Genomic DNA, 13,933 nt, shown 5'->3' with positions numbered 1-13,933 from the left:
TTGCAAGTAGGATTTTAGTATCAAAAACAAAGGAGTGTTAAATATGAACCAATTATCTATAGGCAAATTTATTGCACAAAAGAGAAAAGAACACAATATGACACAGGAGCAACTTGCAGAAAAAATAGGCGTATCAAATAAGTCTGTTTCAAAATGGGAAACAGGAAAATGCATGCCTGATTACAGTGTGGTGCAAGAACTATGCAAAGAGCTTGAAATAACAGTTGCAGAACTAATTGACGGAGAAGAAATTGAAGAAAATAGTGTACGCATATACGATGAGAAACAGATTATGGACCTGTTAAAAAGGACGCAAGATTTAGAGCAACAAAAAAATACTATGTATGGGATTTTACTAATTGTAATGGGGATTGCTTCCTTGGCTGTTTCTCATAGTATTGGTGGTTCTGATATAAAAGATTTTTTTGCTGGATTACTTTTGGGGTTATCTGTGGGAGAAATGCTGGTTGGTGTTTATTGTCTGGGAAGAAGTTTAAGCAAAAGATAAATTCCAATTTGCAGAGTCAAAGTAACATAATTATAGTTAGGGAATAATATATTTTTTTAAGCTATAACATAATATTAATCTAAAGCAAAAGGGTCTCATCTCGAGACCCTTTAAATTTTTATAAATAAGGAATCATCTATATTTCAATAACCTCAACCCCCTAATCCTTATCAATAATCCTATGCCTATAACAATAACTAAGCATTTTAATTCCCATATAAATATCCCAAATGGATCTTACAAATTCATTAAAAATACCAGAGGTTTAAGGAAATTTAAAAGTGTTAAATATAATAGAAATGATTAAGAGGAGTATCAGTTAAGACTCTTATTTTTTTACCTATCGCCTTCCATATTGGAGCCTCTCCCAAAGGGTTCCTCACCAATATTACAGTTGGTTTATATATGTGTTTTATGACTTAAGTTGTATTAATAGTGATTAAAATATGTACAGTTATAGGAAATAATGGTATTATATTTGTGGAGAGTGATACAGAATAGTAAAAACTTTGAACTAAGATTATTTATATAATCAACAGATAAATAGTAATTTGTCGAGGAGATTATTTATATAACGGGAGGGGTAAAAATGTCAATAATTAAAGGTTTAGAAACCACATTTAACTCTGTTTACAGTGAATACGACAGGTGGCGTCCTAATTATGTTGAAGAGTTATATGATGATATTTTTAATGTAAAAGAAATAACCCCGTCAAGTAATGTGCTTGAGGTTGGAATAGGAACTGGACAAGAAACACAATAACATACATATTGCATTTGAAAACATATATGCAAAGTATATGCCTAATTCATTAAGGGGAGATGAATATAGTGAGGAAAATGCCAAAAATATAGCAGACATAGCTTCTAAATATGGATTTAAAGATATAAGTTATAGACTTTATAATAGAACAAGAACCTTTACAGCCGATGAGTATATATTATTATTAGGTACCTATTCAGGTCATATTGCTATTGAAGAAACGATAAGAATGAAATTGTTTGATGAAATAAGAGAAGCGATTAATGATAACGGCGGTATTATTACTATATACGATACGATAGATTTACAACTTGCAAGAAAACCATAACTTGCTGTTAGCCGCTTTCACAGAGTGCTTATTTTGTTTAGGGCTATTGAATAAAATTTATTATATAAATTTAAGAGTTTAGAGCATTATTCTTGGCTGGATGAGTGCTTTTTCTTTTGATTTGGAAATTTTTCAATCATGTCTTTGTACATATCTTATCCTTCTTTCCAAATGGTAAGCATCTGATTAAAAAGTGCGTACTTGTATGTCTATTTAATCAAAATTATAATTAATTATATAATATCTAGAAATTAATTGCCACAATTTAAGAAAATTAAGAGCAACCTATAAAATCATAATATAGTTAGGAGAAAGATCATGATAAGAAAATATAATTTATACCAAATTGATTCATTTACAAAAGAAAAATTTACAGGAAATCCAGCAGGAGTAATAACAAATGCAGATGGATTAACTGATTATGAAATGCAGAAAATAGCTAGGGAACTTAATAATTCTGAGACAGCATTTATTTTTTCTTCAGATAGCAATGACTATGATGTTCATATACGGTTTTTTACGCCAACAAATGAAGTTCCAATCTGTGGGCATGCGACTATTGCTGCTCATTATGCCCGCGCTATTGAAAACGGGCTCAATACTTCAAGGGTTTATCATAAAACAGGTGCTGGAATTTTACCAGTTGATATAATAAAGGAAAATGAGGATTATAAAATTGTCATGACACAAGGTAAAATTCACTTTGGCAGCATTATTGATGGTAAAGATAAAGAACAACTTTTAGCAGCACTTAATATAAAAAATAGTGATTTACTAGAAAACTATAAAATTCAGATTGTCTCAACAGGTCATTCTAAGATTATGGTCGGTATCAAAAGTATTGGAACTTTAAATACTTTGCATCCAGATTATAATGCACTTTCTAAACTAAGTAAGGTTATTAAATGTAATGGATATTATGTTTTCACAGTTGATCCACAGGATGATGATATTTTAATACATGGCAGAATGTTTGCACCTGCAATAGGTATTAATGAAGACCCTGTAACTGGCAATGCAAATGGTCCTTTAGGTGCATATCTTATTCACCATAATTTTGTTAAGCACAATAATTCTTTATTTAAATTTAGGGCTAAACAAGGCGAAGCTATAAAACGACCAGGAATTATTGAAGTTGAGGTGAAAATAGAAGACAAAGAACCAGTTGAAGTTAAGATTTCTGGAAATGCTATGATAGTATTTAAATCCGAATTGTCATTTAATGATTAAAGAAAAGCATATGATATGGCGTTTTTTAAATATTCATAAGTTGTAAGATTGGGGAAATGAAAATGAAGGTAAGTTCAAGGGAAATAAGAATTTCAATATTATATTTTGCTAATGCATTAATGATGATTTTAGCAGTATTTCTAATGACAAAATGTAATTTGATAAATTGGAATAGTAAGGTTGAACACTCAAAAATAGGAATTGTTGTTTGTGCCACCATTATGACGCTTTTAGTAATTCCATTGCTTATAATATCAATTTATCATATTATAAAGGCCTTTAAATATAAGAATATATACTATAATGAGGACGTTTATATTGAATGGAAGTATGAAAAAAGTGAATGGAGAGAGCTTATAATAGAAAATTTTAAAATTAATATATTTAATGATTTAAAGGGTTATTTAAAGGTTATAGCAATAGTTTTAATAACAACAATTATCGCATTAGAACTACATAACATTATAAATTCAAAAGGTACTGAAAAAATAGTTCCATATATAGTAATTTGTATGGTAGTAATAGGAGTGCTATTTTTAATAGATGCTTTAAAAGAAATTATAAGTTTAATAGATCATTTAATATTTACAAACTATATTATAACCATTACTAAAGGAATGGTTATAGTTAATGAACAAGTTTATAGATTTAATATACAGTGTGAAAGTGAATTAGAAAATAAACAGATAAGAGATAAAAATATTGAAATAACTTATGCAGTCCCAAGTAAGACATCAAGAAAAACTGATAATATGAGAGGTTTAGAATTTAAGGATTTAAAAAAATTAGTAATTCCAATACCAAAAAATAAATATAAAGAGGCAGAAAAGTATATAGACGCACCTTATCCCTTATAATTATTTGAGATATAAAAAGAGTAAAGAAAAATAGCAAACTTTATTTTTAAAATTTGCTATTTTTCTTTATATAACTTAAATCAAATGTTCTAAGCCATTAACTGTAGTTTGTTCATTTTCATTAATAGGAATAACTATGCATTTTTGACCATCAATTATTTGAGATTTTATTTCAGGTATTTTTTCAGGCTTTACTTGAAGTATAACGTCATAGTTGGAAGTAACTTTATTATCTTCTGAACTTGTATCGTCAGCTTCTTCTAAGACCACATTATCATCATTAATTTCTGTAGCCAGGTCAGCTTCATTATCTACAGCTGCCTCTTGTTTAACTTCTTTAAGTCTAGTTTCAAGTATTTCTACTTGCTTTTCAAGATGTTCTTCTTTTTTTCTTTGAGCATTTGCCTTAAGTACTTTTTGGTCAATTAAATTATCTGCTAAAGGCAGGTCATCACCAAAGCTTTCTACATAAGATTTTTCAATTTTAGTAGTAACTTCTTCAGGAACTCCGCTTTCTATTAAAAGATTTTGCATATCCTTTTGTGTTAAGGTTATAGGTTCGGCATCTGTATCATCATACATTTCATTGTATTCATCTATCATAGTATTTAAGTTTTCTTGTATTTCCATAAAAGTTTTCTCAGCTTTTTTTTCATCAGTGCTAATATGATCTTTAATAATTACTTGGAAGGTTTCTTTTTGTATAGTGGCAGTTTGTTTTGAAGAACAACCTAAAACATTTTCCATTAATTCAGAATGTGGGTCCTTTGCATTTTTAGTGTAGTATATAACAGAGTTAACGTCTGAACTACGATCAATGAAAGCAGGAAATACAAAGCCAAGGAGAGGAGTATTCACCACCCAATCTCTAATACGTGCCTTTATTTTCTTTTCTTCTTCAAAGTATCTAAGTCCGGGATCTGAAAGTGAAACAGGACATATTGCACATAGAATATACTCATAAACTTCTTCAGATTCATCTATCTTAGAATTATCAGTAGTTTTAGTAATAACATCATAAGCATCATGAAAAACTAGTATTAAAAAATTGCCGGTATAATCATAATTATCTATAATAGATTTATAAAAATCTTGAAGTAGAGCATCATCTTTTAATTGACTTTTTTTAAGCTTAATAAGAGAAAGTTGTTTTTCATTTTCAAGATTCTCATTGAGTGGAAAATTAAGTTCTAAAATATTGTTGCCAATGGTTCCAGATAGGACTTTTTTAGCAATTTCTAAATACTTAAAGTACTCATCCTCATCTAAATTTAAAAAGTTTTCTCTAAAATTTAAAACAATATTTTTTTCACCATTAACATAGCAACCGCACAGTTTAGTGAAGGTGCAATGATCTTTCTTTAAACGTTTTTTTAATTCAAGTATATCTTTTCTTTTCATATATAAACCCCTCAATCTAGTTTTCCCTATTTATAGATATGATTATCCCACAAAAAGTATTAAATTACTTGAATTATGAAATTTTTCTGGAATGACTTGCATAAGAAGCAAAGGAACTATTTAAATTTATTGTTCTCAGCTCTTATGCAAGTCATGGAGGAGAAATTTCATAATTCCACCACATTGTACCTTTTTATGGTTTAATCATAGGTATTACTTACTATACTATTATTAAGTATAATATTTTTTTTATATTAATTAAAGATTTTATTAGGAAAACTTAAGGAAAAAGATACGCAAACCATAAGCATTAAATTTTCTTTTAATAAGAATGATTGCGTAATATGTAATTTTAAGCAAAGTATTGGAATGAGCTGTAAAATGCATAAAGATATTAAAGTATATAAAACGAATATAAATCTTTTGTTATTATAAAAACCGTAATACATATTTGTAATACGGCTTTTATACATAAATTTATTATGAAATTAGTTAATTTATAATAAATTTAGTTAGTTGTTTCTTTTTTTAATCTCCACATGGCAAGTAAAAAGCTTAGAGTACACATTACTATAAATAATAAAATTACAGGTAATATATCTAAGAATAATATGGTATTTCCAAGTATTAAACTACGCAATGCATTAATAATATGTGTAAAAGGATTTATTAATACAATTGTTCGTAAAGCACCGGTTAAACCTTCAATAGGAAACAATGCTGTACTTAAAAAGAAAAATGGTAGTACAATTGTATTCATGATTGTTTCATAAATTACTTCATTGGGGAGTAGTAGACTTATAGAATACGAAAGTCCTGACATGAAAAATCCAGTCATGAAGATAAGTAAAATAATTAGTAATATTCCAGTTAGCCCTGTTTCAATTCTAACAGAAAAAAAGAGGCTTGCAACGCATAAAATGGCTGCTTCTAAAAGTGAAACTAATACTGACTCTAACATTTGCCCTAAAACAATTGATTTTCGGCTAATAGGAGCAATTAAAATTCTATAAAAACTACCATTAGATCTCATAATAAAATTCATAAATCCGCAGCTACAACAAGCACCCAATGTAACTAAAACGAGGATTCCAGGAAGTATAAAAGCAGTGTAATTTTGAATTCCTAAATTTTGCATTGTATAATTGGCAACTGTACTATACATAACTAGCCATAGAAGAGGTTGTATTATAGTAAAAACAATTGATAAAGGATTTTCAAAACGCCATTTCATATTTCTCCATAAAATATTTAACATTTCGATTCCCCCAATCTATGTTTATCTGAATTTGTTATTATAAGAAAAATATCCTCTAAGCTTGGTTCTACCATTTCAATTCCATTAAATTTTATATGATTTTCTAAAAGCCATTTATTAATTTCAATAAAAGCATTAGGAGTGTCAGCTAATCCTATAAATAAAGATTTATTTTTTAAAGTGGTAAATTTAGTGTTGAGCATATTGATTAAAATATCTTTATACTTTTTAGCGTCTTCCTTAGTAGAAAAAATAATACGTAGAACATTTTGTTTTATATAACCTTCTAAGTCCTCTCGTGAACCTTGCACTAATATTTCCCCTTTTTTCATAATGCATATGGTATCGCTTAGAAAATCGGCTTCCTCAAGATAATGAGTGGTAAGAAAGATTGTTGTCCCTAGCTGATTACGAATTTTAAGAAGCATTTTCCATAATGATGCCCTGGATTCTACATCCAATCCTACTGTAGGTTCATCTAAAAATAAAATTTTAGGTGAAGAAACTAAATTCATGGCAATGTCAAGTCTACGTTTTACACCACCAGAATAAGAAGAAGTAGGATATTTTAAATAACTAGAGAGGTTAAAAATATCTATTAATGTTTTTATCCTTTCTTCAGCTTCTTTAGCAGCGACTTTATATAATCTACTTTGAAAAACCATATTTTCCATTAGAGAGAGATGCTCATCTATTGAAATTTTCTGAGAAACACAAGCTATTTGACTTCTTACCCAATGAGGATTTTCCTGCAAGTTTTTTCCTAAAACACTTATTGTACCAGAAGTAGCGTTATAAAATGTTGTTAAAATATTAATTAGTGAGGATTTCCCAGCCCCATTGGGGCCAAGAAGAGAAAAAATTTCTCCTCTTTTAACCGTTAGACTCAAATCATTTAAGGCACTAACTCCATTTTTATAGCATTTATTTATATTTTTAATTTCAATTGCAAGCATTTATTCCACCTCTTCTATTGGAAATATAATTTCAGTTATATATTTGTTTGGATTACCTTTAAAAAATAATCCAGGCCCTTTAATATAAACTTCATGGTAAGGTGATTTTAAAGAAATAGAATGTTCCTTGGCATACTTATATACTGCTTTATATGCAACAAATAGACTTTCATATGAACCAATATGAGTAGTGCAAAGTGATTTTATTTTAGGCAGTTCTTTTATTGATATACCATTTTTATTTGGCGTTTCGGCAGTGGGAACACAAAGTTCCAATTCACCTATTTTGGTTTGCTCATCAAATGAATAATAGGAAATAAAAGGGGCTCCATTTGCCTTCCCATTAATTGCTTTAAAGACATTTGGAAAGAATTTATTTGCTCCAGCAACAACTCCATTATATTTCATATAAGCTACTCTAATAGGTTCAATACTCTTAATTTTCATACTATAATTCATTTTTTTCTCCTTTATAATTATTTTTTATTCACTTACTTTATTAATTGCTATCCACACTTCTGAATATCCAGAAGCAATATGGGATTTGGCTATTGGATATATTTCTATATCTGGCAATCCTGCATACTCATAGTTTGAGAATGGGAGCCATTCTGTAAGAAATTTTTTAAATATGGTTTGAATAGATTCTTTAAAATTACCATTACATTCAAAAATAACCCAAGTTGCGGATGGAATAGTGTACTCTAGCATATTTTTTGGAGCATTCTTATCTGTAGAAGTAGCTATATAATAATAAATTTCTTTAGGGTTTTCATATAATGTTAAACCAAGAATGCCCTTAGGGGATTGATTGTTTAAGTTACAAATTTTAAAATAGTCATCCTTTTTAAGTGTTTCATTCCAAAATTCAGGGACTACTTTAAAATTGTATTCAAAATTTTCTTGTAAACCAGTTCTTATTCCTATAATTCGAATAGGTCCTTTTTTTTCTATTCTATACTTCATACTTTCACCTCCACTAACTGATATTGAAAGACTGATTCGTGGATATGCTTCTAGTAGAGTTCCTTCTGACCTAGCAAGAGTTGGTGCTACACCATGAATACTTTGAAATGCACGATTAAAAGCAGTTGGTGAAGTATAACCGTACTTTAAAGCTATATCCATAATTTTAATTTCTTTAGTTTGTATTTCAAATGCAGCAGCTGTCATACGTCTACGCCTTATATATTCAGCTAAAGGAATACCTGCAATATAACTAAACATGCGTTGGAAAGAGTAAATGGAACAGTCGGCTATTTTTGATATTTCTTCATAAGAAATAGTTCCATCCAAATTGTTTTCTATATAATCTATAGATTGACTTAGTTTCTTTAACCACTCCATATCATCGCCTCCTAAACAAAGTTTAACATTATAAAAAATATATATCCTCTCTTTTATTGCACAATTTTGTAAGGTAATGTTTTTATAAAAATATATTGAAGTTATTAAATGAATCTAAATAAATGAAGATTAATTGTAAGTTAATAAAAATATGTCTATACTATTTACAATAACCAGTGGTATAGGTATAATAGTACTATATTTTGAAAATAATAATATTGATAAGTGCAATGAAGGAGAAGAGTATATAGACATTAATTTAAAGCGAGTTAGGGAGGGTGCAAGCCTAATATTTGATTCTATAGAAAGAAGCTCTGGAGCTTAAACTGAAAGCTTTATTGTGTAGTAGGTTTAGGGGAACTCCCCATATAGGGATAATGAGTGGATTAAGTTTACTTAATCAATTTAGGTGGTAACGCGGAAGTAACTTTCGTTCTAATGTTTTAGGACGGAAGTTTTTTTATATTTATTATAGTTAGTTAGGAGGAATAAAAATGAGTTTAGAAAAATTATCTAATATAATATTCCCCGATGTAGACAAGACACCGGAATATTATATAAAAAAATATCCAAAGAGAAATTTAAAAGAAGGAGCAAAAGTTACTAGATATGCTCCATCACCAACGGGTTTTCAACATATTGGAGGAATATTCACAGCTTTAGTAGATGAGAGATTAGCAAGTCAAAGTGAAGGTGTTTTCTGTTTAAGAATAGAAGATACAGATCAAAAGAGGGAAGTTCAAGGGGCAATCGAAGATACAATTGAAACAATGTATAACTTTGGAATGGATTTTAATGAAGGTATGACAGGACAAGAAACTTTTAAAGGAGAATATGGTCCATATAGACAAAGTCAAAGAGGGGAAATATATAAGACCTTTGCCAAGGATTTGATTGCTAAGGGATTGGCTTATCCATGTTTTTGTACTCCTGAGGAGTTAGCAGCTTTAAGAGAAAAACAAGTAGCTGAAAAAATAACTCCAGGATATTACGGAGAATATGCTAAGTGCAGAAATTTAAGTCCAGAAGAAGCTATAGCTAAAATAGAAGCAGGAGAAGAGTATATATTAAGATTAAAGTCACCAGGAAATATAGAAAATAGAGTTGAAATTCATGATTTAATAAAAGGGGATATATCATTTCCTGAGAATGACCAAGATATTGTTATAATAAAAGGTGATGGACTTCCAACATACCATTTTGCACATGCTATAGATGATACTTTAATGAGAACTACTCATGTTATAAGAGGAGAAGAGTGGTTATCATCATTGCCTATACATATTCAATTATTTGAAGTATTAGGTTTAGAAATACCACAATATGCTCATGTGCCAACAATAATGAAAAATGATAACGGTTCAAAGAGAAAATTATCAAAGAGAAAAGATCCAGAAGCTGCGGTTTCTTATTATAAGGAAGTTGGATATCCATCAGTTTCAGTTATAGAATATTTATTAAATATCATAAATTCAACCTTTGAACAATGGAGAGAAGAAAATCCTACAGCTTGTTATCATGACTTCACAGTAAATTTAGACAAAATGAGTAAATCAGGAGCTTTATTTGATATAGTAAAATTAAATGATGTAAGTAAAAATGTTATTTGCAAAATGAAGGCAGATGTAGTTTATGATAATTATATAGCTTGGGCAAAAGAATTTGATGCGGAAATGTATGGATTGGTTACAGTTAATGAAAAAATGTCTAAAGAAATATTTAATATAGATAAAGAAGGGCCAAAACCAAGAAAAGACTATGCTAAGTGGGATGAAGTAAAAGAAAAAATCTTCTATTTCTTCGATGAATTATTCTACAAAGAAACTGCTAAAGAAGTTGAATTACCAAAGACATTAACATTAGAAGAAGCAAAAGACGTAATAAAAGCATACATGAATAAATACAATACCAATGTTACTAGTCAAGAGGAATGGTTTGAAGATTTAAAATCAATTGGTTTAGAATTAGGATATTGTGCAAATAGAAAAGCATACAAAGCAAATCCAGAACAATATAAAGGAATGATTTCAGATGTTGCAGGTGCAGTAAGAGCAGCTTTATCACATAGAAGTAATACACCTGATCTTTATACTATTATGAATATATTAGGTAAAGATAAAGTAAAACAAAGATTTGAGAAATTTTTAGAAATATAAGCATATAAAATTAAAAAATAATATATATCTTAAAATTTATGTGTGAAAGTTCAGTTACTAACTTTATTTTTTAGGTATATTAGATTAAAATTGATAATAAGTACGGTTTAATAATGAGCATTATGCATGTAACAATAGGTGAGATTTAACAATAAGCATTATATATGTGGTAATAAACATAATTTAATAACAAGCATTTTATATGTAAAAATAATTAAGAGGAGATGGAAAAATATGTCTGATGAAATCAATTCATCTAACTTCATAAGAAATATAATTATTGAAGATTTAAATAGTGGAAAACATGATAAAATAGTAACTCGTTTTCCTCCAGAGCCAAATGGTTATTTACATGTAGGCCATGCTAAATCAATAGTTTTAAACTCAGGATTAGCAGAAGAATTTAATGGAAAATTTAATTTGAGATTTGATGATACAAACCCTACTAAAGAAGATACTGAATATGTTGAATCAATTAAAGAAGATGTAAAATGGCTTGGTGGTAACTGGGATGAAATAAATTTTGCATCAAATTATTTTGATACAATGTATGAAAAAGCAGTTCTTTTAATAAAAAAGGGATTAGCTTATGTTTGTGATTTAACTCCAGAAGAAATGAGAGAATATAGAGGGTCTCTAACTGAACCTGGAAAAGAAAGTCCTTATAGAAGTAGAACTATTGAAGAAAATTTTGACTTATTTGAAAGAATGAGAAAAGGTGAATTTAAAGATGGAGAAAAAGTTTTAAGAGCTAAAATAGATATGACTTCTCCAAATATAAATATGAGAGATCCTATAATCTATAGAATTGCCCATGCAGAACATCACAATACAAAAGATAAGTGGTGCATATATCCAATGTATGATTTTGCTCATCCAATAGAAGATGCTATAGAAGGAATAACTCACTCCATATGTACTTTGGAGTTTGAGGATCATAGACCTTTATATGACTGGGTTGTAAGAGAATGTGAAATGGAATCTGTTCCTAGACAAATTGAATTTGCAAGATTAAACATGACTAATACAGTTATGAGTAAAAGAAAGTTAAAACAATTAGTTGATGAAGGAATAGTTGACGGATGGGATGACCCAAGGATGCCCACTGTATCAGGATTAAGAAGAAGAGGATATACAACAGAAGCTATAAGAAACTTTTGTATGGCAATAGGTGTATCTAAATCTAATTCAATAGTAGATTCTCAAATGTTAGAATACTTCATAAGAGAAGATTTACAATTAAAAGTACCATCAGCAATGGCTGTTATGAGACCTTTAAAATTAGTTATTACAAATTATCCAGAAGGTCAAACAGAAATGTTAGAAATAGAGAACAATGCTAAGAATGAAACTCTAGGAAAGAGACTTGTGCCATTTTCAAGAGAGTTATATATAGAACAAGAAGATTTTATGGAAGTTCCAGTAAAGAAGTATTTTAGATTATTCCCTGGAAACGAAGTAAGATTAAAAGGTGCATATTTTGTTAAATGTACAGATGTTATAAAAAATGAGAATGATGAAGTTGTAGAAATACATTGTACTTATGATCCAGAAACAAAATCAGGTTCAGGTTTTAAAGGAAGAAAGGTAAAAGCAACTATTCACTGGGTAGAAGCTAAAAAAGCAAAACCAGCAGAATTTAGATTATTCGAGCCTTTAATATTAGATGATGCAGAAGAAAATGAAGGAAAGAATTTCCTAGAACAAATAAATCCAAACTCACTAGAGATATTACAAGGATTTATTGAGCAGGCAGCTATAGAAAATGCCAAGCCACAAGACAAGTTACAACTTATTAGAAATGGATTTTTTACAGTAGATCCAAAATATACTACTGATGAAAAATTAGTATTTAATAGAATAGTATCACTTAAAAGTTCATTTAAGCTAAAGAAATAGGGTGTCGAGTTTTTCTCGACACTTTTTATATTATATGTTTAAATAATATTGAAGTTTAAATGGCAATTTACTTAGAAAATCTAAACAAAAAACACACAAAGGTAAGTGCTTATATTATATTTGGAGGGCAAAATGATTAAAAATGTTGTATTTGATATAGGAAATGTTTTACTAAAGTTTGATCCTAAAAATTATCTTACTAAAAAATTTAATGATCAAGAATTAATTTCTAAACTTAATGAGGTAGTTTATTAACAAAATTTATAGTTCATTTGGACAAATGTGAGCAAGGGAGGATAGGAAATAACAGTTATGTTTTAGTACAATTTATACATGGAGGTGATAAAATGAATTTTATTCAGAACCTGCAAAAGGCAATCGACTATATGGAAGAAAATATATTAGAGCCGATTACTTATGAAGATGTTGCAAAACATGTGTACATGTCAAGCTATCATTTTCATAGGACATTTAGTTTAGTGACTGGTATTACAGCAAATGAGTATATTAGGAATAGAAGATTATCCATGGCTGGACAGGAAATCTCTATATCTAATTTAAAGGTAATTGATATTGCATTAAAATATGGCTATGATTCACCAGAAAGTTTTACAAAAGCATTTACTAGATTTCATGGTGTTACGCCGAATGTGGCAAGGCGTGCAGGTATGAAATTAAAGTCTTTTAATCGCCTTCTTATTAAAATAAAATTGGAAGGTGGTACTGTTATGGACTACAGAATTGAAAAACGAGAAGAATTTAAATTATTGGCTAAGGTTGAAAAGTTTAGAAATGAATCAATTTCAGAAGATGGAAATACTGAAATTCCGGATTTTTGGAAACAATGTGGCGAAAATGGAGTATTTGATGTTCTGAAACAAAACACTAGAAAGCATGATGTTTATGGAGCCTGTGCACCAGTATCAAAAGAAAGTACTCATTTTGACTATGGCATTGGTATGGAATTTAGTGGTGGTAATGTACCGGATGGATATACTATATGGCAGGTAAAACCTACATTATGGGCTGTATTTAAATGTGTTGGTGAAAATGAAGATTGCATAGGCGAAACCTGGGGGAAAATCTTTTCAGAGTTTCTTCCAGGTTCAGAATATAGCATGATTGATGATACTGATTTTGAATTGTATTCAGAGGATATTAAGGATTGTTTTTGTGAAATATGGATTCCTGTTGAGAAACTATGATAGTATAAATCCACGAAAGTGTAAA

General features: G+C 29.2%; 14 protein-coding genes and 1 other annotated feature. Of the genes, 9 read left to right on the top strand and 5 right to left on the bottom strand.

The genetic code is table 11. The features are described from left to right. The first annotated feature begins 43 nt into the window (after nt 1–43). The 5 genes from C1715_RS07290 (at nt 44) to C1715_RS07275 (ending at nt 3,686) form a co-directional block, all read left to right on the top strand. Nucleotides 44–508 carry a helix-turn-helix domain-containing protein gene (locus C1715_RS07290; protein WP_035291893.1) on the top strand — a complete coding sequence of 155 codons (465 nt, stop codon included), beginning with the start codon at nt 44–46 and terminating at the stop codon, nt 506–508. Nucleotides 509–1,097: 589 nt separating this feature from the next. Further along, a complete protein-coding gene (locus C1715_RS19765) occupies nt 1,098–1,271 on the top strand; it encodes a hypothetical protein (protein WP_242971916.1) in 174 nt (57 codons plus the stop codon). A gap of 37 nt (nt 1,272–1,308) precedes the next feature. Beyond that, nucleotides 1,309–1,599, top strand: a complete 291-nt coding sequence (locus C1715_RS19760; RefSeq protein ID WP_242971915.1) for a hypothetical protein — start codon at nt 1,309–1,311, stop codon at nt 1,597–1,599. 318 nt (nt 1,600–1,917) lie between these two features. Further along, nucleotides 1,918–2,829 (top strand): PhzF family isomerase, encoded by a 912-nt coding sequence (locus C1715_RS07280; RefSeq protein ID WP_102399854.1) that lies wholly within the window; start codon nt 1,918–1,920, stop codon nt 2,827–2,829. A gap of 62 nt (nt 2,830–2,891) precedes the next feature. After that, complete coding sequence (locus tag C1715_RS07275; RefSeq protein ID WP_102399853.1) at nt 2,892–3,686, top strand: hypothetical protein; 795 nt, start codon at nt 2,892–2,894, stop codon at nt 3,684–3,686. A gap of 75 nt (nt 3,687–3,761) precedes the next feature. Here C1715_RS07275 and C1715_RS07270 read toward each other — a convergent pair whose 3' ends face one another. The 5 genes from C1715_RS07270 to C1715_RS07250 all read right to left on the bottom strand — a co-directional run bounded on the left by C1715_RS07270 (nt 3,762) and on the right by C1715_RS07250 (nt 8,648). Beyond that, the gene (locus C1715_RS07270) at nt 3,762–5,087 is read right to left on the bottom strand and encodes a DUF4317 domain-containing protein (RefSeq protein WP_102399852.1); all 1,326 of its coding nucleotides are present in this window, start codon (nt 5,085–5,087) and stop codon (nt 3,762–3,764) included. A gap of 508 nt (nt 5,088–5,595) precedes the next feature. Then, nucleotides 5,596–6,345: an ABC transporter permease gene (locus tag C1715_RS07265; protein ID WP_102399851.1), complete on the bottom strand. Its 750-nt coding sequence runs from the start codon at nt 6,343–6,345 to the stop codon at nt 5,596–5,598. Continuing rightward, nucleotides 6,339–7,301 (bottom strand): ABC transporter ATP-binding protein, encoded by a 963-nt coding sequence (locus C1715_RS07260; RefSeq protein WP_102399850.1) that lies wholly within the window; start codon nt 7,299–7,301, stop codon nt 6,339–6,341. Before C1715_RS07260 ends, C1715_RS07265 begins: the two co-directional genes overlap by 7 nt. Beyond that, complete coding sequence (locus tag C1715_RS07255) at nt 7,302–7,760, bottom strand: GyrI-like domain-containing protein (RefSeq protein WP_102399849.1); 459 nt, start codon at nt 7,758–7,760, stop codon at nt 7,302–7,304. 24 nt (nt 7,761–7,784) lie between these two features. Beyond that, nucleotides 7,785–8,648 (bottom strand): AraC family transcriptional regulator, encoded by an 864-nt coding sequence (locus tag C1715_RS07250; protein WP_102399848.1) that lies wholly within the window; start codon nt 8,646–8,648, stop codon nt 7,785–7,787. A gap of 221 nt (nt 8,649–8,869) precedes the next feature. Next, nucleotides 8,870–9,089: a binding site (T-box leader), on the top strand. A 53-nt stretch (nt 9,090–9,142) separates the two neighbouring features. On the opposite strand from C1715_RS07250, the gene gltX reads away from it, so the two are divergent. From gltX to C1715_RS07235, 4 genes are all read left to right on the top strand, one after another. Continuing rightward, on the top strand, nt 9,143–10,804 hold the full coding sequence (gene gltX, locus C1715_RS07245; protein WP_102399847.1) for a glutamate--tRNA ligase: 1,662 nt from the start codon (nt 9,143–9,145) through the stop codon (nt 10,802–10,804). Nucleotides 10,805–11,038: 234 nt separating this feature from the next. Continuing rightward, on the top strand, nt 11,039–12,703 hold the full coding sequence (locus C1715_RS07240; RefSeq protein WP_102399846.1) for a glutamine--tRNA ligase/YqeY domain fusion protein: 1,665 nt from the start codon (nt 11,039–11,041) through the stop codon (nt 12,701–12,703). A 132-nt stretch (nt 12,704–12,835) separates the two neighbouring features. Continuing rightward, nucleotides 12,836–12,958, top strand: coding sequence for a hypothetical protein (locus C1715_RS20020; protein WP_278320096.1), 123 nt, complete (start codon nt 12,836–12,838; stop codon nt 12,956–12,958). A 92-nt stretch (nt 12,959–13,050) separates the two neighbouring features. After that, the gene (locus C1715_RS07235; protein WP_102399845.1) at nt 13,051–13,908 is read left to right on the top strand and encodes an AraC family transcriptional regulator; all 858 of its coding nucleotides are present in this window, start codon (nt 13,051–13,053) and stop codon (nt 13,906–13,908) included. The last annotated feature ends 25 nt before the right edge of the window (nt 13,909–13,933 follow it).

Origin of the sequence: Haloimpatiens massiliensis (assembly GCF_900184255.1) — a bacterium.
Classification (GTDB): Bacteria; Bacillota; Clostridia; order Clostridiales; family Clostridiaceae; genus Haloimpatiens; species Haloimpatiens massiliensis.
This window is presented reverse-complemented; position numbering and strand designations above follow the sequence as displayed.